Below are 24329 nucleotides of genomic sequence, written 5' to 3' on the forward strand. Positions count from 1 at the left end.
CCGGTCTCAGGGCTGCACGCCCACGCTCCGCAGCTGCTCGCGGACCTCCCGGCGCTGGATCTTGCCGAGCGCCGTGCGCGGCAGCTCCTCGACGGCCACGATCCGCCGGGGCACCTTGTAGCGGGCGAGACCCGCGGAGCAGTGCTCGCGCAGCGCCGCCTCGTCGAGCTCGGCGCCGGGCGCCAGTGTCACGGCGGCGACGACCGCCTCGCCGCTGCGGGGGTGCGGCAGGCCCACGACCGCGGCGTCCTCGACGGAGCCGTGCCGCCGCAGCACGTCCTCGACCTCGGTCGGGGCCACGTTGAACCCGCCCGTGATCACGAGCTCCTTGAGCCGGTCGACCACGTGCAGGAACCCGGCGTCGTCGACCGTGACGACGTCCCCGGTGCGCAGCCACCCGTCCTCCGTCAGCGTGCGGGCGGTCTCGTCGGGGCGCCGCCAGTACCCCTGGAAGACCTGCGGACCCCGCACCCACAGCTCCCCCGGACGGTCCCGGAGGACGTCCTCGAGGGTCTCCGGGTCCACGAGGCGGATCTCGGTGGAGGGGAAGGGGATCCCGATCGAGCCCGCTCGCCGGGAGTCGTTGAGCGGGTTGCAGGCGACGAGCGGGGAGCACTCCGTGAGGCCGTAGCCCTCGATCAGGATCCCCCCGGTGGCCCGCTCCCAGCGCTCCACGAGCGGGACCGGCAGGCCCATGGCCCCGGAGACCGCCACGGGGATGCCGCCCAGGTCGGCGCCCTGCTCCTGCGCGGTGTCGAGGAGCTTCTCGTACACCGGGGGCACGGCGGGCAGCACCGTGGGGCGGGAGCGCCCCAGCGCGCCGAGGACCAGGTCCGCGCGCACGGTCGGGAAGAGCACGAGCCGCGCCCCGAGGGACAGGGCGAACGTCACGCCGAGGGTCAGGCCGAAGGCGTGGAACAGGGGCAGCACGCCGTGCACCACCTCGTGCTCGCCGGAGCCCAGCCAGTGGCGTCCCATGAGCGCGTTGGACTCCAGGTTGCGGTGCGTGAGCATCGCGCCCTTCGGCCGTCCGGTGGTGCCGGAGGTGTACTGCAGCAGCGCGAGGTCGTGGGCGGTGGGCCGGGGGTGCTCCACGGCGATCGGGCCGGCGGCCAGCAGCCGCCGCCACGGGATCGTCCCCGGGGCGGGACCGGTGAGCTGGGTCCGGGAGGCCCGGGCGGCGGGCAGCGGCAGCCGCAGGCCCAGCCGCTGCGCGGGCCGCATCGCGGCCGTGACGTCCACGGACACGACCGCGTCGATCCCCAGGTCGGCCGGCACCCGCTCCGCGGCCCGGTCCCAGACCACCGCCACGCGCGCCCCGTGGTCCTCGAACTGGTGGCGCAGCTCCTGGGCGGTGTAGAGCGGGTTGTGCTCGACGACGACGGCCCCCAGGCGCAGCACCGCGTAGAACGCCACGACGTGCTGCGGGCAGTTGGGCAGGACGAGCGCGACGCGGTCGCCGCGGCGCACCCCCAGCCGGCGCAGGCCCTCGGCCGCGCGCTCGACCTGCCCGCCCAGGGCGGCGTAGGAGGTCCTGGCCCCGAAGAACTCCAGGGCGGTGCGCGGACCGTGCCGGGCGACGGAGCGCTCCAGCATGTGCACGAGGGAGGTCTCCGGCAGCTCCAGGTCGGCGGGCACGCCCGGGTCGTAGCTGGCGGTCCAGGGACGGGCGCGCAGGAACTCGCGCACGGTGTCGACAGGCATGGCTCCGACCCTACTCGGTGGCGCCGCCCGCGGGCCGGGCCCGGCCGGCGGGCGAGGACCCGGGGACTGTCCGTAGACTCCGATGCCATGACCCCCTCCTCGACACCCGGCTCGCCCTCCCCCGACGACCCGATGCCCTGGTCGGACACCGGCCCGCAGGACGCCTCGGAGGCCACCCGTCCCCTGCCCCCCGTCAGCCGGTTCGCCGCGGCCGGCCCGCCGCACGACGCCCCCGACGGGGACGGCGGCCGCGACACGGCGGGCGGTGGCGGGGCCGAGGACTGGTCCTGGTACGACGACGAGGACGACCAGCACACCCGGCCGCTGCCGGCGGTGACCGCCCAGCGCCCGGTGCAGGAGGATCCCGGCCCGCGCCCGGCCCCGGTGGCCGGGCCGCCCGCCGCCGCCCCCGGACGCGGCGACGGCGCCGGACCGGCCGCCTGGGCCCACGGCGCGGGGCCCGCCGGCCCCGCGGGAGCGGCGGCCGGGCTCCCCGTCGACGCCGCGACCCGGCACGCCCGGCAGCGCGAGGAGTTCGGGGGCCTGCAGCTGGTCCCCGGCTTCTTCGGCTGGCTGAGCGCGATGGCCCTGACCTGGCTGCTGCTGGCGCTCGCCGGCCTCGCCGCCGCCGCGCTCGGGCTGCGGCTCGTGGACGGGGTGGGCGGCGTGGTCGACGACCTCGCCGCCGGGTCCGTGACGGCGTGGACGGGAGCGGCGGCCCTGGGCCTCGTCGAGTTCCTGGCCTTCCTGGGCGGCGGGTACGCCGCGGGCCGGATGGCGCGCTTCTCCGGTGCCCGGCAGGGCGTGTCCGTGTGGCTGTGGTCCCTCTTCGGCCGTTCCGTGGCCACCGTCGCCGGCCTGGTGTGGGCCGACACCGTGGGCCTGGCCCCCGTGGGCGTCTCGGCCCAGGCGCTGATCGGCGACCTGCTCCTCCCCGGGCTGCTCGCGGTCGTGTCGGTGCTCGTCCTCGACCTCCTCGCGGCCGTGCTCGGCGGACTGTGGGGCGTGCGCTACCACCGCAGGGTCGACCGGTGGGGCGAGGGCTGGGGGGATCCCGCTCGGTAACTTTGTGTCCCGGCACCGTGTCGGTTTCCCATCCCACCACCGGAAGGGGGACAATCGGAGCACCTCGGTGAGATCCGTCACCCCCACGCGGAAATCTGCGGACCGGCCCACCGAGCAGCACCCGGAGGAAACACCCATGCCGTCCACCCTTGTCGCCGTCGTCGATGACCACGAGGTCGTCCGGGAGGGCGTCCGCCTCGTCTCCATGACCTCGCAGGCGGACGTGAAGCTCGTCGGATCGGCCTCCAGCGTGCCCGCCCTCCTCGACCAGCTGGGCCGGGACCCCGAGAACCCCGCCCTCACCGCCCAGGGCGCCAAGCGGATCGAGTGCGAGGTCGTGCTCCTGGACCTGTCCCTCGACGACCGCTCCCGGCCCGCGACCAACGTGGAGCTGCTGCGCGCCGCCGGGATGAAGGTGCTGATCTTCAGCATCGGCGAGAACGCCGCCCTGATCCGCGAGGCGCTGCGGGCCGGCGCGCTGGGCCTCGTGCGCAAGTCGGACCCGCTCGAGCACGCGATCGAGGAGGCCCGCAACATCGCCGAGGGCAAGCCCGTGATCACCAAGGAGCTCGCCGCCGCGATCGACGGGGACGTCGAGTTCTCGCGGGCCAGCCTCTCCCCCCGGGAGCAGGAGACCCTGCGGCTCTACGCCTCCGGCTTCGCGCAGGTCCAGGTGGCCCGGCGGATGGGGATCAAGCAGAGCGCGGTGAAGACCAACATCGACCGCATCCGCGAGAAGTACGCCCGCGTCGGACGCCCGGCGCCCACCAAGATCGACCTGCGCATCCGGGCGATCGAGGACGGCCTCGTGGAGCCCACGGCGGACATCACCACGGCGGAGAAGCACCTGTGAGCCGCCCCCTGCCCCGGTGAGGACGCCCGCTCCGTGAGCCACGCCGCGTCCCGGCCCCCGCTCGCCTACCGCAAGGTCCCCGCGCGGCGGCGCCGCAGCAGCCTCCTGGTGCCGACCTCGCCGCAGGAGCTGGGGATGAACTCCTACCGCATCCACCTGCTCGCGAACATCTGCCACGGGCTGGTCGTCGTCGCCCTCTTCCTGGAGGCTCTCACCGTCCTGGGGGACCAGGCGCCCGCCTTCGCCCCCTGGCACCAGCTGTTCCTCGTGGCGCTCCTGCTCAACGGCTGCGCCATGCTCCTGCAGGGCGCCCGGCGGCAGGTGCGGATGTGGCCGGTGCTCGCGGCCCCGGTGCTCGTGGCGCTCGCCGTCCTGACCCTCCCGCTCGCCTGGACGGGCACCGCCCCGGAGCAGGACCCGTGGGTGGAGCCGTTCATCCTGCTCGCGGCCGCGGCCACCGTGGTCGCCTGGAGCGTCGAACTGGCGGTGGCGTACCTGGCGTCCGTCACGGTCTTCTACGTCCTGGTCATGGTGCGCACCACGGAGTCGGCGGACGTGATGGGCGTGCTGTTCGACGCCACGAGCCGGATCGCGTTCGGCGTGGTCCTCGTGGTGCTCATCAGCCTGGTCCACAAGGGCGGGCAGAACGCGGACCAGGTCTACGCGGCCGCCATCGCGCAGGAGCTGCAGCTCACCCGCTCGCGCTCCCAGGCCGAGGAGCAGGAGCGGCTGGACCGGCTGATCCACGACAACGTCATGGCCGCTCTGCTGGACGCCGGCCGTACCCCGGGCCCCGTCCAGCGGCGCACCCGGGAACTGGCGCAGCGCGCCCTCGGGGTGCTCGCCTTCGAGGAGCACCGGGCCGAGGGCAAGGGCACCACCATGGTGCACACCCTGCTGGACGACCTGCTCGAGTCCCTCTCCCCGTGGCGCAACCGGGTGCGCTTCAACAGCATCACCCCCTACATCAGGCCGCCCGGCGAGCCGCGTCCCCTCATCCCCGTGGAGACGGCCCAGGCGCTCGTCCAGGCGGTGACCGAGGCGGTGTCCAACAGCGCCCGCCACGCCGGCACGGAGATCACCTTCGTGACCATGGACGGCGGCGTCTGCCCGCCCACCCCGATCAACCCCGAGGGCTTCTTCCTGCGCTTCCAGGTGGTGGACCGCGGCCGGGGCTTCCAGGTCCGCAGCATCGACTCCCGGCGGCTCGGGGTGCGCGTGTCCATCCTGGGCAACGTGCGCCACGTGGGCGGCGCCGTGGACGTGGACAGCGCCCCGGGACGCGGCACCCGCGTCACCGTCCTCTGGCCCCGGGACGCGCAGCCGTGATCTCCCGCACGCTCTTCCATCCCTTCAGCCTCGTGGCCGCCGCGGTGTTCTTCCTGATCCCCGTGGTGCTCGGGGTGCTGCAGACGCCCAGCATGGACAAGCCGGACCTCATGCAGGCCGCGCTGGTGACCTACGTGGTGGCGGTGGCGCTGGTCGTGTACCCCTACGGGCAGCGCCGGCTGCCCGACCTGCCCGCGGCCCTGGGCGTGCTGCTGATGCTGGTCTCGATCCAACGCTCCTACGACGCCCTGAACCCGCAGGCCGAGCTGTTCGGCGGGCAGTGGTTCACCCTGGGCTTCGACGGCTTCCTCGTGGCCCTGGGCATCCGGCGCCGCGCCGGATGGGGCTGGGCCACCCTCGTCATCGCGATCGCCGTGTCGATGACCTGGGGCGCCCGCTCCGCCCTCGGCCTCTGGGACGCGGCCCTGACGAACGCCGCGGCCGCGGCCCTGCTGCTCGCCAGCCAGCTCATCGCCCGCGAGTACGACCGGGCCTCCGCGGCGTTCGCCGAGGCCCGGGACATGGTGATCTCGGCACGCTCCCACGACGAGGCCGAGAAGGACACGGTCAACGCCTCGGTGCAGCGCGTGCACGAGGTGCGCCGGCTCGCGGGCGGGCTGCTCGAGCGGATCGCGAACGACCCCTCCCCGGTCTCCGAGTACGAGATCGAGCAGTTCCGGCTCACCGAGGCCCAGCTGAGGGACTCGATCCGCGGCCGCTCGATCGCCACCCCCTACCTGCTCGAGGTCACGCGGGCGGCCCGGGCCCGGGGCGTGCGGGTGGACATCCTGGACGAGCGCGGCAAGCCCCTGCCCACGGCGGTGCTGCGCTCGGCCACCCGCCAGGCCATGGAGGTGCTCAACTGCGCGACCTCGGGGTCCGTCACGATCCGGGCCTTTCCGGAGGGGGAGCCGGCCGCGGTGTTCATCGTCCACGACGGCAACGCCGGGGACGAGGAGCCCGTGGCCATCGAGATCGCCGACGGCACCGGCGAGGTCTCACGCTTCTGACCGCGCCGTCCCGGCGGCCCGCCCGCCGGAACGGTGGCTCCGTCCGGTGCCGTGGTGCCGGGTGTCGGCGTACACAGGCTGGCGCGCGGGTGCCTGCGGACACGGGCCAGTGCGTCCGCGCCCGGGTGCCGGTGCCGGTGCCCGTCGGCCGGAGTGCGGGGCCCGCACTGCACCGCGGCGCCCCGGACCCGTACCCGGACGCCGCCGTCCCCAGGAGGCCGCCCGGGCCCCGGCGCGCCGCCGCGGTCCTCCTACCGTGAGCGCATGGACACCGCCTCCGCCCCGAACGACCTGCCCTCTGCCGGCCACGACGCCTTCCGCGCCGTGCTGTGCGGCGACGGCCTGCGCCGCTGCCCGTGGGCGCCCACGGGCCCGGCCGCCCTCGAGGAGCACGACCGGCGGTGGGGCTCACGGCCCGGGGACTCCCCCGGCTGGTTCGAGGCGCTGATCCTGGAGATCTTCCAGGCGGGCCTGGCCCGGTGGAGCATCGCCCAGCGCCGGGAGGGGCTGCGCCGCGGGCTGCGGGACTTCGTGCCCGAGGAGGTCGCCCGCCTCACGGAGGACGACGTCGACGAGCTTCTGCTGGACCCGGCGGTCATCCGCAACCGCGTCAAGATCGAGGCCGTGGTGCGCAACGCGCGCGCCTGCCGGGGACTCGGGCCCGACGACTGGGCGGCCCAGGTCGCGGACCTGCGGCCCGCCGCGGCCCGGCCGCCTGTGACCGTGCTGGAGGAGTCCCGCCGCTCGCCGGAGGGGGACCGCCTGGCCGCCCGGCTGAAGGAGCAGGGACTCGTGTTCGTGGGGCGGACCACCGCCCACCGGTTCCTGCTGCGCACCGGGGTGCTCCCCGGGCACCTCGCGGAATGCTTCAGGAGCGGGACTGGAACCGGAGGATCCGGCTGACGGCCTCCGCCACCCGCTCGGGTCCCGCGGCGAAGGACAGCCGGACCGTGCGGTGGCCGCGCGCGGGGTCGAAGTCCAGCCCCGGCACGACCGCGACGGCCTCGGCCTCCAGCAGCCGCCGGCACCACTGCAGGGAGCTGCCGTGCCGCTCGAGCTGCTCCCCGAGGTCGGCGTAGAGGTAGAACGCCCCGTCCGCCGGTGCGACCTCCCCCCACCGCAGCGCGGGCAGCGCGTCCAGGAGCAGGCTCCGGGAGCGCGCGAACTGCTCGACCTCCCGGTCCGCCTCGGCGTAGGACTCCGGGGTGAAGGCCTCCACGGCCGCGTGCTGCGCGGCGGCCGGCGGGCAGAGGCTCAGGTTGCCGGCCAGCGCGTCCACGGCGGCCGCCAGGTCCCGGGGCAGCAGGGCCCAGCCCAGCCGCCACCCGGTCATCCCCCAGTACTTCGAGAACGAGGAGATCACCATGGCGCCGCGGTCGTGCTCCCACGCGCTCGTGCCCCGGTAGGGCTCGCCGCTCCGGGCGCCCCCGTCCTGCGGGGCGGTGTGCACGATCCCGTGGTAGATCTCGTCGCTGATCAGGCGCGTCCCGTGCTCGGCGCACCACCGGGCCAGCCCAGCCAGCTCCGCGGGCTCCAGGACGGTCCCGGTCGGGTTCGCGGGCCCCGCCACGACCAGGCCCTGCAGCGGCCCGTGCGCGGCGACCTCGGCGTCGAGCATCCCGGGAGTGGGCTGGAAGCGGGTCGCGGCCCCGCAGTCGAGCTCCACCACCTCCGCGCCCAGGGCGGCCAGGGTGTTGCGGTAGGCCGGATAGCCCGGTCGGCACACCGCCACCCGGTCCCCCGCGTCGAACGCCGCCAGGAAGCAGAGCACGAGCGCCCCGGAGGCCCCCGTGGTGATCGCGACCTCCTCCGGCCGCACGTCCAGGCCGTACCAGCGGGCGTAGTGGCCGGCCACCGCCCGGCGCAGCGGCTCGATGCCGAGGGCGGGCGTGTACCCCAGCCCCTCGTTGCGGGCGTGCACGCGGGCGGCCGCCCGCGCCACGGGCCCGGGTGCGCCGCCGGAGGGCTCCCCCGCGCAGAGGGAGACCACGTCGCGGCCGGCCGCCCGCAGGCGCTCGACGTCGGCGAGGATCTCCATGACGCGGAAGGGCGGCACCGCCGAGCGTGCGGAGGGCCGGGGCGGTGGGGTCGCAGGCATGGGCCCAGCCTACGGCCGTCGCCCGGCCCGGGGACACGGTCCCGGCCGGTCATGTGCACTTCGGGGGACAGACTTTTGTCCAGGCCTCCGCAATACTGGTCCCAGTCCTGGACGTCAGGAGGTCGCGCTGAGGCGGCCCCGGGCGTGGGGGGACAGGCCGCCGGCAGCAGTGCCGGGGGCCGGCGGGCAGGTTGCCACCGCGGCCGGCGTCGCACGAGTGATCCATCGTGAATGAGATGTGTGATTGTGTCTGGGGGGATTTCAATCACGGGTCCACGGAGATGGGACGCCGGGCGCGGGAAGCCACCGCCCAGCTCCACGTCGGTGCGGCGCCGGGCCTCGGCCCGGCGGGGAGAGCACCGCGGGACGTGGCGGCACGCGCGTCGACGACGCAGCACACGGCCCCGCACCGATCGGTGCGGGGCCGTTGCCGTGCCCTCGCCGCGCGGGCGGGGCGGGCTCACTCCAGCAGCAGCGCCGGCTCCTCGAGGATCCGGGCGACGTCCGCGGTGAACCGGGCGGCGAGGTCCCCGTCGACCACGCGGTGGTCGAAGGACCCGCCCAGCGTGGTCACCCATCGGGGCACCACGGCGCCGTCCACGACCCACGGCTTCTGCTTGATGCTGCCGAACGCGACGATCGCCACCTCGCCGGGGTTGATGATGGGCGTGCCGGTGTCGAGGCCGAGGGCCCCGATGTTGGTCACGGTCAGGGTCCCGCCCTGCATGTCCGCCGGCTGGGTCCGGCCCGCGCGGGCGGTGCGCGAGAGGTCGTCGAGGGCCACCGCCAGCTCGCGCAGCGACAGGTCCTGGGCGTCCTTGACGTTCGGCACCATGAGCCCGCGCGGCGTGGCGGCCGCGATGCCGAGGTTCACGAAGCGCTTGACGAGGATCTCCTCGTCCGTCCACGTCGCGTTGACCATCGGGTTGCGGGCTGCGGCCCACAGGACGGCCTTCGCGAGCACCAGCAGGGGCGTGACCTTGACGCCCTCGTAGTCCGGGGCGGCCTTGAGCCGCTGGACGAACTCCATGGTCCGCGTGGCGTCGACCTCCACGAAGACCGAGGCGTGCGGGGCGCTGAACGCGCTGCGCACCATGTTCTGCGCCGTGGCCTTGCGCACGCCCTTGACCGGGATCCGCTCGATCCGCTCCTCGGGGACCGCGGGGCGGCGCCGGTCCCCGGGCTCGCCCAGCCGCGCCACGTGGGCCAGCAGGTCCTGCTTGGTGATCTGCCCGGCCGCTCCCGTGGCGGGGACGTCGGCGAGGTCCACGCCCAGGTCCCGCGCGGCCTTCCGGACGGGGGGCTTCGCGAGGGCCGGACGGCGCGGGACGCTCTCGGGCGCCGGCGCCCCGTCCCCGCGGCCGGGCCGGCGCCAGACCCCGCTGTCCCCCGCGAGCCGGGCGGCGCGCCCGGCGATGCCCTGGGCCGCGGTGCCGATCCCGCCGCCGATCCCGGAGCCCAGCGGGACCCGGGACAGCTTCTCCGACCAGCCCGCGGGACGGGCGGGCTCGGGCTCGGGCGCCTGCGGCGGGGCCACCCGGCGGCGCCGGCGCACGGGGTCGGCCTTGGGGCCGGAGCCCACGAGCGGGCGGTCGGCGGCGGGCTCCCCGCCCTCGCCCGGCACGCCCGGGACGCCGGAGGCCGGCGCGGGCCCGGCCGACTCGCCCGGGGAGCCCACGGCGATGATCGGGGTGCCCACCGCCACCGTGCTGCCCTCCCCGACCAGCAGGTCCAGGACGGTCCCGGCGTACGGGGACGGCAGCTCGACCACGGACTTCGCGGTCTCGATCTCGACGAGCACCTGGTTGACCGTCACGGTCTCTCCCGGCGCCACCTTCCACGCGAGGATCTCGGCCTCGGTCAGGCCCTCGCCGACGTCGGGCAGGTTGAAGATCTGGGGCATGTCAGTACTTCCTCTCTCGCGCGGCTCCCGGGCCGGCAGCGGTGCCGCCGGCCCGCGGTCCGGCGGCCGGGTCGGCGGGCTCAGTAGGCGAAGGACCGGTCCAGGGCCTCGAGGATCCGGTCGAGGTCCGGCACGTACCGGTCCTCGACCGCGGCCACCGGGTACGGCAGGTGGAAGGCGCCCACCCGCAGCACCGGCGCCTCGAGGGCGTAGAACGCCCGCTCGGTGAGGCGGGCGGCGATCTCCCCGCCGAGGCCGCCGAACGTCGGGGCCTCGTGCGCGACGACGAGGCGGCCGGTCCGGCGCACGGAGTCCTCGAGGGTGTCGAAGTCGATCGGCGAGAGCGAGCGCAGGTCGATGACCTCGACGCTGCGACCGTCCTCCTCCGCGGCCTGCGCCGCGGCGAGCGCGACGGGCACGAGGGGGCCCCAGGCGACCACGGTGGCGTCCTCGCCCGGCCGGACGACCTGGGCGGAGAACGGGTCGGCCGTCGGGCGCTCGACGTCCACGGCGCCCTTGAGCCAGTACCGCCGCTTCGGCTCGAAGACGATGACGGGGTCCTCGCACGCGATGGCCTGCTGGGTCATCCAGTAGGCGTCCTGGGCGTTGGACGGCGTGATGATCCGCAGCCCCGCCGTGTGCGCGAACAGGGCCTCGGGGGACTCCGAGTGGTGCTCGACCGAGCCGATCACCCCGCCGTACGGGATCCGGATCGTCACGGGGACGGTGACGTCCCCGTTGGTGCGGTTGCGCATCTTCGCCAGCTGGGTGGTGATCTGGTTGAACGCCGGGAAGGAGAAGCCGTCGAACTGGATCTCGCACACGGGCCGGTAGCCGCGCAGGGCGAGCCCGATGGCGGTGCCCACGATCCCGGCCTCCCCCAGCGGGGTGTCCATCACCCGGTGCGCGCCGAAGTCCGCCTTGAGGCCCTCCGTGACGCGGTAGACGCCGCCCAGGGAGCCGATGTCCTCGCCCATGAGCAGCACCCGGGGGTCTTCCTCCATGCAGCGGCGCAGGCCCGCGTTGACCGCCTTCGCGATCGTCAGGTCGGGGGCGGTGCTCATGCGAGGTCCTCCTGGGTGCCGGCGGTCCGGGGGTCGGGGACGCCGGTCACGGGGTCGGCGGCCACGGTCAGCCCCGAGGCCTGCGTGCCCCGGTCCGCTCCGGCGCCGTCGGTGCTGTCGGGGGTGCTGCGGGCGGTGCCGTCGTTGCCGGTGCCGGTGTCGTCCGTGTCGGCGAAGCCGGCCTGGTAGGCCGCGTACCAGGCCCGCTCCTCCTCCACGAGGGGGTGGCGCTCGGCGTAGGGCCGGTCGAAGAAGTCCTCGAGGACGGGGGGTTCCATGGCCAGGACGAGGGTGCGGGCCTGCTCGGCGAACGCCTGGGCGTCGGCCGCGACGTCGGCGAAGAACTCGTCGCCGGTGCCGTGGGCCTCGCGCAGGTGCGCCTCCAGCCGGAGCAGCGGATCGAGCTCGCTCCAGCGGCTCTCGTCCTCCCGCAGTCGGTACTTGGTGGGGTCGTCGGCGGTGGTGTGGGCCCCGAGCCGGTAGGTCTCGGCCTCGACGAGCACGGGTCCCTGACCGGTCCGGGCCTTCTCGAGCGCGTACCGGGAGGCGGCCAGGACCGCGAGCACGTCGTTGCCGTCCACGCGGATCCCCTCGAAGCCGTACCCGGCGGCGCGCTCGGCCAGGGGCACGCGGGACTGGGTGCTGAACGGCACGGAGATGGCCCACTGGTTGTTCTGCACGAAGAAGACCACGGGGGCGTCGTAGGACGCGGCGAAGACCATGCCCTCGTGCACCTCCCCCTGGGTCGAGGTCCCGTCCCCGAAGTAGACGACCGCGGCCGCCGGCTCGGCCTCCCGCCCCTCGGCCTCGGCGGCCCGCCGGTCCAGGTCGATGCCCATGGCGTAGCCCACGGCGTGCGGCACCTGGCAGCCGAGTACGATCGAGAAGACGTTCATGTGGTGCTCGCTCGGCTTCCAGCCGCCGGCGCTGTGCCCGCGGAACACGGCGAGCAGCTCGGCGGGCTCGACGCCCCGCTCGATGGCCACGGCGTGCTCGCGGTAGGTCGGGAACACGTGGTCGGCCGGGCGCAGCGCCCGGGCGGAGCCCACCTGGGCGGCCTCCTGCCCGCGCATGGGGGCCCACAGCACCAGCTCGCCCTGCCGCTGGAGGTGGGTCGCCTCCTCGTCGAAGCGGCGGGCCAGCGCCATCGAGCGGTACAGCTCGCGCAGCTGCTCGGCGCCGACGTCCTGCACGTACGGGGACAGCACGGGGTCCTCGCTCCGGCGGCCGTCCCGGTCGAGGAGCCACACGAGGCGCGTGCGCACCTCCGGTGTCGGCGCAGTGCGGGCCGGCACGCGGGCGGCCGGGGACGATGGAGCGGCATCCATGGGCAGGACGTCCTTTCGGGTTGCTCGGGAGGGCGCCGGGCAGGCGGGACCGCGGGTCAGAGCACGGGCGGGTGGGGGAACTGCGCGCACAGCTCCAGGAACCGGGTGTTGGCCTCCGGCTCGCCGATGGTCACGCGCACGCCCTCGGCGCCGAAGGGCCGCACCGACAGCGCGTGGGTCTCGCACAGTTCGGCGAAGCCGCCGCTGTGCTCCCCCAGGTTGAGCCACACGAAGTTGGCCTGCGTCTCCGGGTAGGGCCAGCCGAGCGCGTCGAGCCCGGCCAGGACCCGCTGCCGCTCGTCGACGACGCGCTGGACGCGCTCGGCCACCTGGTCGTAGTGGCGCACGGACGCGATCGCCGCGCGCTGGGCCAGGTCGGTGACGGAGAAGGCGGGGGACGCCTGACGCAGGTACGGGGTGATCCCCTGGCCCGCCACGGAGTAGCCGATCCGGAGGCCGGCGAGACCGTGGGCCTTGGAGAAGGTCCGGAGCACGACGACGTTGGGGTGCCGCCGGTAGAGCTCGATGCCGTTCACGAGGTCGTCACGGCGCTGGAACTCCTGGTAGGCCTCGTCGATCACCACGACGACGTCGCGCGGCACGGCGGCGAGGAACTCCTCGACCTGCGCGGTGGTGAGGCTGGGGCCGGTCGGGTTGTTCGGCGTGCACAGCAGCACGACCTTCGTCCGGTCGGTGACGGCGGCGGCCATGGCCGCGAGGTCGTGGGAGCCGTCCCGGCGGTTCGGGACCGGCACACCCAGCCCGCCGGAGAGCCCGATGCTGATCGGGTACGCCTCGAAGGAGCGCCAGGCGTGCACCACCTCGTCCGGGGTGCCGTCCTCGCCGGCGCCCACGAAGGCGCCGAGCAGCTGGTTGAGCGCGCCGAGGCTCCCGGCGCCGGTGACGATGTCCTCGGCGGGCACGCCGAGGAACTCGCCGAGCACCTCCCGAAGCTCCGCGGAGGTCGTCTCGGGATAGCGGTGCACCGCCTCCCAGTCGGCGAGGACCTTCCGGACCGCCGGCACGGGACCGAACGGGTTCTCGTTGGAGGACAGCTTGTAGGAGACGAGCCCGTCCACGACGACCGGCGGCTTGCCGGCCGCGTAGCGGGGAAGTCGGGACAGCGCGGGGCGCGGACGGACCGCCGGGGTGGTGGCGGTGTCCGGGCCCGCGGCCGGTGCGGTGCCGGCCAGGGTGCGGGTAGCGTCGCTGGTACTCATGGAGGTCATGCTATCCCCCGCTCCCGGGGGGCTCCCGGCGGATGACGCCCCTCCGGACGACCCGGCGGTTTTCGGCGCGAAAGCTACAACGGGGTCCCGGGAAAGTTGGCGTCGGACGACAAATCGTCCGCCCGGCCGGGCCGGCGCGCCGTGGGAGAATGTGCCCATGCCCAACACCGATCGCATCCTGTCCTCAGGGCGCGCGGCGCTCGCCGCCGCCGTCCCGCCCGTCGCGCTGGGGCCCCTCGACGGCCGCTACCAGCCGGTGGTCGCCCCGCTGGTGGACCACCTCTCCGAGGCCGCCCTCAACCGCAACCGCGTGCACGTGGAGGTGGAGTGGTTCATCCACCTCGCCGAGCGGTCGGTGCTGCCGGGTCTGGCGCCCCTGAGCGGCGAGCAGACCGCGGGGCTGCGCCGGATCGTCACGGACTTCGACACCGCCGCGGTCACGGAGCTCGCGGAGATCGAGGCCGTGACGGTCCACGACGTCAAGGCCGTGGAGTACTACATCGGCCGCCGGCTGCCCGCCCTGGGGCTGGAGCACCTCGTGCCCCTCGTGCACTTCGGCTGCACCTCCGAGGACATCAACAACCTCGCCTGGGCCCTGGGCGTCAAGGACGCCACCACCGACGTGTGGCTGCCGGCGGCCCGGGCGCTCGTGGCCGACGTCGCGGCGCTGGCGGAGTCCGCGGCCGGGACCCCCATGCTCTCCCGGACCCACGGCCAGCCCGCCACGCCGACCACCCTGGGCAAGGAGATGGCGGTGGTCGCCCACCGGCTGGGCCGCCAGCTGTCCCGGATCGAGCGCACGGAGTACCTGGGGAAGATCAACGGCGCCACGGGCACCTACGCCGCCCACTACGCGTCCGTGCCGGACGCGGACTGGACGGAGGTCTCGCGCAGCTTCGTGGAGGGCCTGGGCCTGTCCTGGAACCCGCTGACCACCCAGATCGAGTCCCACGACTGGCAGGCCGAGCTCTACGCGGACCTGGCGCGGTTCAACCGGATCCTGCACAACTTCTGCACCGACGTCTGGTCCTACATCTCGATCGGCTACTTCCAGCAGATCCCGGTGGAGGGCGCCACGGGCTCGTCCACCATGCCCCACAAGGTCAACCCCATCCGGTTCGAGAACGCCGAGGCGAACCTCGAGCTCTCGAACGCCCTGCTCGACTCCCTCGGCGCCACGCTCGTGACGTCCCGGTGGCAGCGCGACCTCACGGACTCCTCGTCCCAGCGCAACATCGGCGTGGCCTTCGGGCACTCCCTGCTCGCGGTCTCCAACGTGAGCAAGGGCCTCGCCCGCCTGGACGTGGCGGAGCCGGTGCTCGCGGCCGACCTGGACGCGAACTGGGAGGTGCTCGCGGAGGCGATCCAGATGGTCATGCGGGCCGAGGCGATCGCCGGCGTCGAGGGCATGGACAACCCCTACGAGCGGCTCAAGGACCTGACCCGCGGCCGGCGGGTGGACGCCGAGCGGCTCCAGGAGTTCGTGGCGGGACTGGGCCTGTCCCCGGCCGCGGAGCAGCGGCTGTCGGGGCTGACCCCGGCCACCTACACGGGCATCGCGGCCGAGCTGGTCCGCTTCCTGTGAGCCCGTGCCCCGTCCGCGGACGGGGCACGGGTCCGGCCCACCGGACGGAGGCACGGGTCCGGCCCACCGGGCAGGGGCGCCCGGGCCGGTCCCGCACCGGGCCCGGCCCGAGGGGCCGAGCCCCGACCCGGACGGCGCTCCGGGGCGGGGCCGGCTCAGACGGACGGGAGGTCGTGCAGGTTGTTGCAGACGGTGTCCTCCGGGGCGGCCCACAGCCGCTTCTCGCACCCGGCGGAGATCACGCGGACCCGCAGCTGCCCGGACGACCCCGGGACGTAGTAGTGGTGGACCCCGCTCTCGATGTCCCGGATGATCCGGGTGGTCGACCGCGGGGACCACACCTCGGCGGGATTGCACAGGGCGACGATGTTCCCGAGGGGGTCCGTGCGGACACCCGTGACGGGTCGCTGGTCGGTCATCGGAAGAACTCCTGAGCTCGTGCCCCCGGCCGGCGGCGACGGCGGCCGGGATCTGGCTTGTACCACGGGCCGGTCCGGCGCGCCACCCGTGCCCCGGGTCCTGCGCCGGCCGGTACGAATTCTGTTTGCTTTTGACGTCCACGGGACGTTCGCTTTTGACTCACGGGGCTCGGCCCGGGATCATCGGTTCCTGAACCCTCTCTCGTGGCGGTCCCGGATCCGGGTCCGCGGGACCGGAGAGGACGGTGCGCGGACCACGGCCTTCGGGGGAAGGCGGGCTCCGGCCGCACCGGGACACGAGATCATGACATCGGGGGATCATGACAATGGATGGGGAACACTCGATCAGGCTGCGGCTGCTCGGCAACGTCGAGGTGGAGCTCGACGGCACCGTGCTGGCCCTGGGCCACCGGCAGCAGCGGCTGCTGGCCGCGCTCGCCGTCCTCGGCCCCAAGCCGCGCCGCTTCCTCGGCGAGCTGCTGTGGCCCGACCGGACCGCCGAGCGCGCCATGGGCAGCCTGCGCACCACCGTCTTCAACATCTCGCGCCAGGTGCCCGGTGCCGTCGGCACCCGCGGCAACAACATCGCCCTGACGGATCCGGTCACCGTGGACCTGCACGAGCTGCGCGCGTCCCTGCACCGGGCGGCCGCCGCCACGGCGCCCGTGACGGAGGACCCCTGGTTCCTCTCCCCGGACGGCGCCCAGCTGCTGCCCGGCTGGTACGACGCGTGGATCATGGCCGAGCAGGACCGGCTGCGGACGCTCTACGTCAACGCCGTGGAGCACCTGGCCCGGCTGTCCCTGGAGCACGGGGACTTCTACCGGGCGCACGTGCTCGCCGACAACGTGCGGGCCCTCGACCCCCTGCGGGAGAGCGCGGTCCGCGTGTCGATCGAGGCGGACCTGGGCCTGGGCAACAACGCGCCGGCCCTGCAGACCTTCCGCAGCTTCTGCACCACGATGGCCGACGAGCTCGGCGCGCCGCCCTCCCCCCAGATCACCCAGCTGATGGGCCACATGCGCAGCGCCTGACCCGCGGCCGGCCGGGGCGCTCCCGGGGGCGCGGCCGTCGGAGCCCCGGTCGCGGACGGCCGGGTCGGCGGAGGGACGGTGTCCCCGCGATCCGGCACCGGATCGCGGGGACACCCTCGTGCGCGTCATGGCCGGGTCATCGTCCCGAGGTCACCGCGGGCGCCGCCGAGCGCACCGGGATCCCGCGCCAGGCGGTGTGGGGCAGCAGCTGCTCGCCCTTCATCACCAGCGACAGCGCGTCCACGGAGGCACCCGCGCCGACGGTCGTGTCGTAGAGCACGATCGAGCGCGCGCCCACGCTGGCCCCGGGGAGGATCTCCACGTGGGACATCTTCATCACGCGGTCCTCGAAGAGGTGCGTCTGCAGGGACACGTCCGTGGAGACGGCGGCGTCGTCGCCGATGTGCACGAGGTCGAACTCGGTCAGGTACGTGGTGCCGATGTAGGTCCGCTTCCCGATCTGCGCGCCGAACAGGCGCAGGACCGGCCCGATGAGGGGTGTGCCCACGAGACCGCCGATGAGGGCGGGGACCGCCGCGGACTCGTACACGCCGGTCACGAACTCGCTGCGCCGGACGAAGTTGTCCCACAGCGGCTCGATGCGCTGACGGTACCGTCCCACGATCGCCCACTTCAGGACGACGACGGCGAGGACCACGGCCAGCCCGGTGGCCAGCGCGATGAACGGCATCACGGCGACGAAGCCGAGCAGCGTGAGCTCGGGGACCAGGGCCACCGAGGCGAGCAGGCCCAGGTAGCCGATGAGCCCGATCAGCGCCGGCGGGACCGTGATCCGCAGCGCCTCGATGACGAGGCGGGCCGCCACCTTGCTGCGCGAGGGCCGGAAGGTGAGGCTCTCGTCGAAGTTGCCGCTGTCCTGCCGTCGCGGCAGGAACATGGCGGGCGAGCCCAGCCAGGAGGTCCCGTCCGGCACCTCGGCCGGCGGCACGGAGGCGACGCCCACGAGGGAGCCCTCGCCCATCCGCGTGCCCGAGGGCACGAACGCGGCGTTGCCCACGAACGAGCGGTCGCCCACCACGGTGCGCTCCATGTACAGGTGGCCGTGGTGGTAGACGGCGCTGCCCACGCTGGCCATGTCCGCCACGAAGCTGCCCTCGCCGAGGGTGAGCAGGTCCGGGTCGATGTGCCCGACCGTGGAGACCTCGGAGCGGGGGCCGACCTTGGCGCCCAGGGCGCGCAGCCAGGGCACGGTGTACAGCGTGGCGTACAGGGCGTTGGTGCTCTCCAGGCTCGTGGAGAGCAGCTGGTCGGCCATCCACTTGCGCACGCCCAGACCGCTGCGCACGGGGTGGATGCCGGTGGGCGTGCGGCGCAGGACGATCTTCCGGCCGAGCGCCACCACGGTGCAGACCGTGAGCACGTAGACGATGCCGACCGCGGGGGTGAGGGCGAGCCCCACCGGCAGGCCGAACTCCAGGGCCGCGACCCAGATCAGGAGGAAGGACGGGAGCACCAGCACGAAGGGCATGAGCTCCAGGACCATCCAGCCCAGCAGCAGTCCGGCGGCGAGCGGGGCCGGCCAGCGGCCGCTGGGCAGCGGGCGCCGCTCCATCCGCTCGAGCAGCTCGTCGTCGCCGTCACCGGGCCGGGCCGGGGAGCCCAGCCAGTGCTCGCCCGCCGGGATCGACTGGTTCCGGGAGACCAGGGACTGCTCGCCCAGGCGGGCGCCGTCCTCGAGCCGGGCGCCCGGCTGCAGGAGGGCGTTGGCGCCCACGAACGCGTCGTCGCCGACGTGCACGGGAGCGATGGTGACCCACCCCTCCTCGACCTGGGCGGTCTGCACGGAGGCGTTGTAGCCGATGCTGGCGCGGGAGCCGACGCTGACGAGCGAGGGGAGGCCGATCGCGGCGGTGCCCACGTGGGCGTCCGGGCCGATCCTGGCGCCCAGCAGGCGCAGGTAGACGGCGGCCAGCGGGGTGCCCGTCAGGAGGCTGAGCGGCGAGAGCCGGGTCAGGCCGTCGATGCACCACAGCAGGTAGTACTGCCGGCCCCAGAGGGCGTGGTGGCCGGGTCTGACGAACCGGCCCAGCACGCGGGAGCCCACGAACGGGAGCAGGACGCGGGCGAGCACGGAGACCAGCACGCCCACGAGGAGCAGGTCCCACATCAGGGCGTAGCTGAACTGCCCGCCGTAGGAGTACAGGACCGCGGCGAGCGGGGAGCCCACGAGCATGGCCGCGAGGACCAGGGTCGTCACCTGGGCGAGTCCGCACAGCGCCACGCGGCCGCTGGTGTGGTGCAGCGGCGCGGGCCGGTCGTCCGGGGCGGCCACGGCGGGGACGGCCGCCGGGGCGGAGTCCAGGTGGCGTGCCAGGTCCCGGACGGTCGGGTAGGTGTAGATGTCCGCGATGGACAGGTCCTGCTCGGGATGCGCCCGGCGCAGCTCGGACGTGGCGGTCGCGGCGAGCAGCGAGTGCCCGCCGAGCTCCATGAAGAAGTCCGCCTCCACGGAGAGCTGGTCCTCGGGGATGCGGAAGACCGTGGACCACACCTCCGTGATCCCCCACTCGGTGTCCGTCTCCGGCGGGACGAGGCCCATCGTGGTCACGAAGCGGGGGGTGCTGGGCTCCGGCAGGTTCTTCCGGTCCACCTTGCCGCTGACCATCATCGGCATGGCGGGCAGGATCTCGTAGAAGGACGGCACCATGTACGGCGGCAGGGCCGCCACCACGGAGTCGTGGAGCAGCTCGAAGAGGGCGCGCTCGTCGCGCACCGGGGCGCGCAGGGTGAGGAACGCCGCGACGTCGTCGCCGCCGGCCACGAGCTTCACGGCGGCGTCCGACACCGCGTCCTCCCGGCGGAGCACGTTCTCGATCTCCTGCAGGTCCGCGCGGTGGCCGCGGATCTTCACCTCGCTGTCGGCGCGGCCGAGGTACTCGATCTCGCCGTCGGCCATGATCCGGCCCAGGTCGCCGGTGCGGTAGATCCGTCCGGCCCGGGGGCCGTCGGGGTGCGGGCGGAAGCGCTCCTCGGTGACGTGCGGGAGGTTGACGTAGCCGCGGGCCACGCCCGGGCCGGCGATGCAGATCTCGCCCGGCTCGCCGTCGGGGACCTCGTTCATCTCCTCGTCGAGGATCCGCACCTCGTAGGTGGGCAGGGGCTTGCCGATGGTCACGGGCCGGCCGGGGGCCAGTTCGCCCCACGTGGCCGTCACGGTGCCCTCGGTGGGGCCGTAGGTGTTGAGCATCCGGCGCTCGGGGGTGGACCACCGCTCCACGAGCTCGGCGGGGCACGCCTCGCCGCCCACCAGGATGCTGCGCACGCGGGGCAGGTCGTGCTCCAGGGTGGCCAGCACGGTCGGCACGCAGTACAGCACGGAGATCTCCATACGCTGCAGGAACTCGGCGAGGCCCTGTCCGAGGCGGGCGTCGTCGGTGGGGCCCGCCACGAGGGAGGCGCCCACGGCCCAGGTCGGCCAGATCTCCTCGATGGAGAAGTCGAAGGCGATGGTCATCCCCTGGTAGACGCGGTCCTCGGGACGCACGTCGTAGACCTCGGGGACGATCTCGATGAAGTTGCAGATGCTCGAGTGGGCGACCTCGACGCCCTTGGGGCGGCCGGTCGAGCCCGAGGTGTAGATGATGTAGCACGTGGGGTCGCCCTCGTGGCGGACCGCCGGGCGGTGCGCGGGGGCCTCGTCGAGCCGCTCGCCGATCCGGCCGACGTCCACGACGTCCGCGGGGGCGTCCTCGACCACGGCCACGAACTCGGCGGAGGTCAGCAGGAGGGCCAGGTCGGAGTCCTCGGCGATGAACTGCACGCGGTCCGCGGGCAGGTTCGGGTCGATCGGGACGAAGGTGGCGCCCGTCTTGAGGATCGCGAGGAGGGACGCGTAGAGCATCGTGGAGCGCTGCAGCAGGATCCCCACGCGGTCCCCCGCGCTGAGGCCGTAGCCGGTGATCAGGTGGGCCAGCCGGTTGGCGAGCTCGTCGAGCTCCGCGTAGGTGTAGGCCCGGCCGTCGGCGTGCAGGGCCTGGGCGTCCGGGGTGAGGTCGCAGCTGCGCTCGAAGAAGTGGTGCAGCCGGGTGGGCTTCGTCTCCGTGCTCCGGAGACCTCGGGTCGCGGGCTCCGACCTGGGGAGCGCTGCGGCGGGGTTCCCCGTCGCCGCGGCCTCGTCCCACAGCACGCGCTCCGCCGCCGCGGCCTTGTCGCGGCGGGAAGAGCGATGTGGCACTGAGGTCATGTCCTACTCCTTTCGATGCACGAACACCGGTGTCACCGGCACGTCCGTTCTACGGAGCGGAGTGTTATGCCCCCCTCACAGATCCGTCACCGGGGCGTTATTCCTGCGTTATCGATGCGTTCGCCACCCGAGTTGCCAGGGGCGATGCCGTTCGCCCCGGCGTTCTCGGTGGTGAAGATCACAGCTCCCCATCTCGCTCAACGAGACGTTTTCGACTGCAACGGCGGGGTTCCCGGGCCGGCGGGGGCCGCAGGCGGCGGTGCCGCCGGGCGCCGCGGACGAGGGCGACGGGGCGCTCCGGGCTCGCCCCGGCCACGGATGCGGGGACAGGAGGATCCGCCGTGTTACTTTTCGTGAACGACGGTCGGGGCGGCCCGGGGCCCGGAGGCCTTGTCCGGAGGCCTCGTCCGGAGGCCCCGTCCGGTGGTGCGGTCGCGGGCGCGGACGCCCGCCGACGGCTCCGCTCAGGCGGCCCCGGCGCCCGGGCGCCCCGGCCAGCCCGGGGTCCGGAGCCGGCGCCGGAGGTTGCTGCCGGGGCGGGATCCGGTGAGCTCCGCCTCGGCGCCGCACGCCGCGAGCCAGCCGGGGGCGTCCCGCCCCAGCACGTGCGCGGCGCGGGCGTAGGCCTGCGCCTCCACCGCTCCGGCCGCCGCGACCACGACCCGGTCCCACGGGCTCGCCACCGGGGCGCCGCTCACCGGGTCCACCACGGCGTCCCCGGGGTGCTCCAGCACGGCGAGGCCCCGCAGGCCGCGGCCCACGAGGGCCGCGCGGACCGTGGGAACCACCTCGGCGCACGGCCCCGCGCCCGGTGCCGTGCGTGCCGCGGGACCCGCGGCGACGAGGGCCGCGGCCGCGGCGGGCGGCCCGCCCACCGCGCACGCCCCGCCGACCTCGGCGACCAGCGCGTGACCGGGGTGCTCGTGGGCGAAGAGCCGGACCGTGCGGTCCGCCGCCCACGCCCCGGCCACCGGCGCGAGGTCCAGGACCGTGCCGCGGCCCATGCGCAGCCGCCGGGTGGACGGGTCCAGCTCCACGCGCCCGATGCCCGGCGCGGGGTCCGGGTCGAGCCCGTCCAGGGCCCGCCAGGCCGAGACCCCCGTGGTCGGGTCGACGAGTCCGCTGGTGAGCCGGGCGGAGAGCAGGGCCGCGGCGACGAGCTCGGCCAGGACGGGTCCCACGACCACGTCGACGTCCTCGTGCTCGGCGAACCGGTTCAGCAGGGACAGCTCCGAGTCGATGCGCCCGGGGTCGGCGGCGCGGGCGACCTGGCGCCGCACGCGCGCGGCGATCCGCAGCGCCTCCGCCTGGAGGTCCGGGGCGGGGGCGCGCACGGCGCCGGCGTCCGGGGCGCGGTGCGGGGTCGGGGTGGACATGACCGTCTCCTGGCGGTGGGGGGGGGAGCGGGACGCGCGGCGGGGTCCGGGGAGCGTGCGGGCAGGTGCTGACGAGCATACGTGGGCCGGGTCACGGCGGACGGTGACGTGCCCGGCCGTTATCCGACCGTCATCGGCGCGGGGCGGCCCCCGTGCGCTGCGGCTGGGGCCGCCGGGCCGTCGGCCGTGGCGCCGCCGGCGGCCCCGGCCGACGCCGCGGCCCAGCGCAGCACGTCGGCGGGCCGGTTCGTGGTCAGCTGCTGGACGCCCAGGGCACGGCACAGGTCCACGTCCCGCGCCGTGTCGACCGTCCAGACCCGCAGCACGCGGCCCTCGGCGCGCCACTGCCGCACCAGGTCGGGGCGGGCCCGGACGAAGTCCAGGCCCGGGCCCACCAGGTCCACGAGGCCCGCCGAGATCACGGGCAGGGCCGGTGGCACCACGAGGCGCATGCCGGCGTGGAGGACCGCGGCGGTCGTGCGGCCCACGCGCAGGCTGTCCCGGACCGTGCGGCGGGTGGTCGTCTCCACCAGCTGGCACACGTGCCGGGCGGGCACCGTCTCCAGGAAGTGCCGGACCGCGTCGGGGTGGAAGCTCATGAGCGAGACGGTGACGTTCTCCAGCCGCCCGGTCTCGGGGTCCCAGCCCTCCCGCATCAGCAGGTTCAGGACCTCCTCCTCGAGCCGGTGCCCGTAGGGGCTGGGGTGCTTGGTCTCCACGGCGAGGCGCACGGGCCGGCCCGCCCCGCGCAGCAGGTCCAGGAGCTCGGGCAGCGTCAGCAGCTGGCGGTCCGGGGCCCCGTGGCCGGGCGGGATGGGCGCGCCCTTCCAGGAGGTCCAGTCGAGCCGCCGGAGCTCGGCCAGGGTGCGCGAGGACACGGGGCCCCGGCCGTCGCTCGTGCGGCCCAGCTGGGCGTCGTGGTGCAGGACCAGGTGGCCGTCGCGGCTGAGGTGGACGTCGCACTCCACGCCGTCGGCGCCGTCCAGCAGCGCCTGCACGTACGCGGCCCGGGTGTGCTCGGGGAAGGCCGCACTGGCCCCCCGGTGGGCGAAGACGATCGGCCGCACGGCGCTCCCTCGGCTGTCGGTCGGGGCGCGGTGCGCCCCGCTCGCGCACCACGCTAGGCCGACGCGGTGAACGCGGGGCCACGGCCCGGCGGAGCTGTCGTGAACGACGACGACGCCCCGCGGGACCGCGGGGCGTCGTGCTGGTGGGGTGCGGACAGGGCGGGACGGAGCGGGTCTAGCCCTCGCCGGTGATCTCGCCGTGGGCCGTGGCGACCGGGGCCGCCTGCTCGCCGCGGCTGCCCCGCCGGGTCCGCCGCTCGCCGAAGCGCGGGGCGCGCTCCTCGAGCCCGAGCTCCGCGGGGAAGGTGGTGGGCAGCGGGCCGAACGCCTCGTGTGTCGCCGCGATGACCTGCTTCGACATCGCCAGGTTCGCTCCTCCGCCGACGACCGCGCCCACGCCGAAGGGCAGGGCCCGGCCGAACACGGCCCCGGTCTGCTTGAGCAGGAAGCGCTTGACGAACATGTTGCGGATGATCCGGCCGACGTCGAAGGTCTTGGAGTCGTCCTTGCCCATCATGAGCCCCCACGAGGACATCATGCCCTTGCCCCGGGTGCCGCTGGCCAGGATCTGGTTCATGACCTGGCGGCCGTCCTCGCCGAGCATGAGGGCCATGACCATGGTGCGGGTCCGCTCGGGGTCCTCGGTGTGCACCCCGTGCAGCTCGGCGATCGCCTGCGCGTACAGGGCGGTGGCCTCGAGGTAGCCGGCCACCGCGACGGAGGACAGGCCCAGGGAGGCGACGGTGCCGATGCCGGGGACCACCGCGGTGGCGCCGACCGCGCCGCCGCCCAAGGTCACGGAGCGGACGTAGAACTTCTCGAGCCGCTTGGCGATCTGCTCGGGCGTCTCGTCCGGGTGGTCGGCGCGCTCCTTCCGGACGAAGTTCAGGACCACCGGCCGCTGCACGCGCAGCACGGTGTCGAGGAGCTTGTTCACGGCGGGCTTGGGCTTGCCCTCGTCGTCGAACGCGTTGTTCAGGGGGTTCAGGTCCATGGCGTGCTCTCCTTGTGGGGTGCCGGGACGGCGGCTCTCGGCCCACTATATGCACAGCAGGCTGATC

18 protein-coding genes are annotated in these 24329 nt (G+C 74.7%); 7 read left to right on the top strand and 11 right to left on the bottom strand.

Annotated elements, in window-relative coordinates; translation table 11 throughout:
• Positions 1-6: 6 nt before the first annotated feature.
• Positions 7-1704: a long-chain-fatty-acid--CoA ligase gene (locus tag QYM41_RS00530; RefSeq protein ID WP_368797783.1), complete on the bottom strand. Its 1698-nt coding sequence runs from the start codon at positions 1702-1704 to the stop codon at positions 7-9.
• A gap of 87 nt (positions 1705-1791) precedes the next feature.
• Between QYM41_RS00530 and QYM41_RS00535 the strand changes: the two genes are divergently transcribed.
• The 5 genes from QYM41_RS00535 (at position 1792) to QYM41_RS00555 (ending at position 6864) form a co-directional block, all read left to right on the top strand.
• On the top strand, positions 1792-2769 hold the full coding sequence (locus QYM41_RS00535; RefSeq protein ID WP_368797784.1) for a hypothetical protein: 978 nt from the start codon (positions 1792-1794) through the stop codon (positions 2767-2769).
• 136 nt (positions 2770-2905) lie between these two features.
• Positions 2906-3622: a LuxR C-terminal-related transcriptional regulator gene (locus tag QYM41_RS00540; RefSeq protein WP_368797785.1), complete on the top strand. Its 717-nt coding sequence runs from the start codon at positions 2906-2908 to the stop codon at positions 3620-3622.
• A 33-nt stretch (positions 3623-3655) separates the two neighbouring features.
• A complete protein-coding gene (locus QYM41_RS00545; protein WP_368797786.1) occupies positions 3656-4951 on the top strand; it encodes a sensor histidine kinase in 1296 nt (431 codons plus the stop codon).
• Positions 4948-5961, top strand: coding sequence for a DUF8320 family protein (locus tag QYM41_RS00550; RefSeq protein WP_368797787.1), 1014 nt, complete (start codon positions 4948-4950; stop codon positions 5959-5961). The genes QYM41_RS00545 and QYM41_RS00550 overlap by 4 nt, the downstream gene beginning before the upstream one ends.
• Positions 5962-6225: 264 nt before the next feature.
• The gene (locus tag QYM41_RS00555; protein ID WP_368797788.1) at positions 6226-6864 is read left to right on the top strand and encodes a DNA-3-methyladenine glycosylase I; all 639 of its coding nucleotides are present in this window, start codon (positions 6226-6228) and stop codon (positions 6862-6864) included.
• Here QYM41_RS00555 and QYM41_RS00560 read toward each other — a convergent pair.
• The 5 genes from QYM41_RS00560 to QYM41_RS00580 all read right to left on the bottom strand — a co-directional run bounded on the left by QYM41_RS00560 (position 6830) and on the right by QYM41_RS00580 (position 13574).
• Positions 6830-8059, bottom strand: coding sequence for a pyridoxal phosphate-dependent aminotransferase (locus QYM41_RS00560; RefSeq protein ID WP_368797789.1), 1230 nt, complete (start codon positions 8057-8059; stop codon positions 6830-6832). The two genes, QYM41_RS00555 and QYM41_RS00560, sit on opposite strands and share 35 nt — an antisense overlap.
• Positions 8060-8519: 460 nt before the next feature.
• Positions 8520-9962 carry a dihydrolipoamide acetyltransferase family protein gene (locus QYM41_RS00565; protein ID WP_368797790.1) on the bottom strand — a complete coding sequence of 481 codons (1443 nt, stop codon included), beginning with the start codon at positions 9960-9962 and terminating at the stop codon, positions 8520-8522.
• A gap of 80 nt (positions 9963-10042) precedes the next feature.
• Positions 10043-11026, bottom strand: coding sequence for an alpha-ketoacid dehydrogenase subunit beta (locus QYM41_RS00570; protein ID WP_368797791.1), 984 nt, complete (start codon positions 11024-11026; stop codon positions 10043-10045).
• Positions 11023-12354 carry a thiamine pyrophosphate-dependent enzyme gene (locus QYM41_RS00575; protein WP_368797792.1) on the bottom strand — a complete coding sequence of 444 codons (1332 nt, stop codon included), beginning with the start codon at positions 12352-12354 and terminating at the stop codon, positions 11023-11025. The genes QYM41_RS00570 and QYM41_RS00575 overlap by 4 nt, the downstream gene beginning before the upstream one ends.
• Positions 12355-12410: 56 nt before the next feature.
• Positions 12411-13574, bottom strand: coding sequence for a histidinol-phosphate transaminase (locus tag QYM41_RS00580; protein WP_368797793.1), 1164 nt, complete (start codon positions 13572-13574; stop codon positions 12411-12413).
• Between the two features lie 166 nt (positions 13575-13740).
• On the opposite strand from QYM41_RS00580, the gene purB reads away from it, so the two are divergent.
• Positions 13741-15168, top strand: coding sequence for an adenylosuccinate lyase (purB, locus tag QYM41_RS00585; protein ID WP_368797794.1), 1428 nt, complete (start codon positions 13741-13743; stop codon positions 15166-15168).
• Between the two features lie 155 nt (positions 15169-15323).
• Here the strand turns inward: purB and QYM41_RS00590 are convergent, their stop codons facing one another.
• Entirely contained in the window at positions 15324-15587 is a 264-nt protein-coding gene (locus tag QYM41_RS00590; protein ID WP_368797795.1) for a hypothetical protein, read from the bottom strand.
• A 326-nt stretch (positions 15588-15913) separates the two neighbouring features.
• Here QYM41_RS00590 and QYM41_RS00595 point away from each other — a divergent pair, with 326 nt between their 5' ends.
• Positions 15914-16621 (top strand): AfsR/SARP family transcriptional regulator, encoded by a 708-nt coding sequence (locus QYM41_RS00595; protein ID WP_368797796.1) that lies wholly within the window; start codon positions 15914-15916, stop codon positions 16619-16621.
• A gap of 136 nt (positions 16622-16757) precedes the next feature.
• Here QYM41_RS00595 and QYM41_RS00600 read toward each other — a convergent pair whose 3' ends face one another.
• The 4 genes from QYM41_RS00600 to QYM41_RS00615 all read right to left on the bottom strand — a co-directional run bounded on the left by QYM41_RS00600 (position 16758) and on the right by QYM41_RS00615 (position 24262).
• Entirely contained in the window at positions 16758-20825 is a 4068-nt protein-coding gene (locus QYM41_RS00600) for a Pls/PosA family non-ribosomal peptide synthetase (protein WP_368797797.1), read from the bottom strand.
• A 464-nt stretch (positions 20826-21289) separates the two neighbouring features.
• Positions 21290-22201 (bottom strand): FAD:protein FMN transferase, encoded by a 912-nt coding sequence (locus tag QYM41_RS00605; protein WP_368797798.1) that lies wholly within the window; start codon positions 22199-22201, stop codon positions 21290-21292.
• Positions 22202-22320: 119 nt separating this feature from the next.
• The gene (locus QYM41_RS00610) at positions 22321-23268 is read right to left on the bottom strand and encodes a glycerophosphodiester phosphodiesterase (RefSeq protein WP_368797799.1); all 948 of its coding nucleotides are present in this window, start codon (positions 23266-23268) and stop codon (positions 22321-22323) included.
• 175 nt (positions 23269-23443) lie between these two features.
• Positions 23444-24262 carry a di- and tripeptidase gene (locus tag QYM41_RS00615; RefSeq protein ID WP_368797800.1) on the bottom strand — a complete coding sequence of 273 codons (819 nt, stop codon included), beginning with the start codon at positions 24260-24262 and terminating at the stop codon, positions 23444-23446.
• Positions 24263-24329: the final 67 nt, after the last annotated feature.

Source organism: Kocuria oxytropis, assembly GCF_040981195.1.
Taxonomy (GTDB): Bacteria; Actinomycetota; Actinomycetes; order Actinomycetales; family Micrococcaceae; genus Kocuria; species Kocuria oxytropis.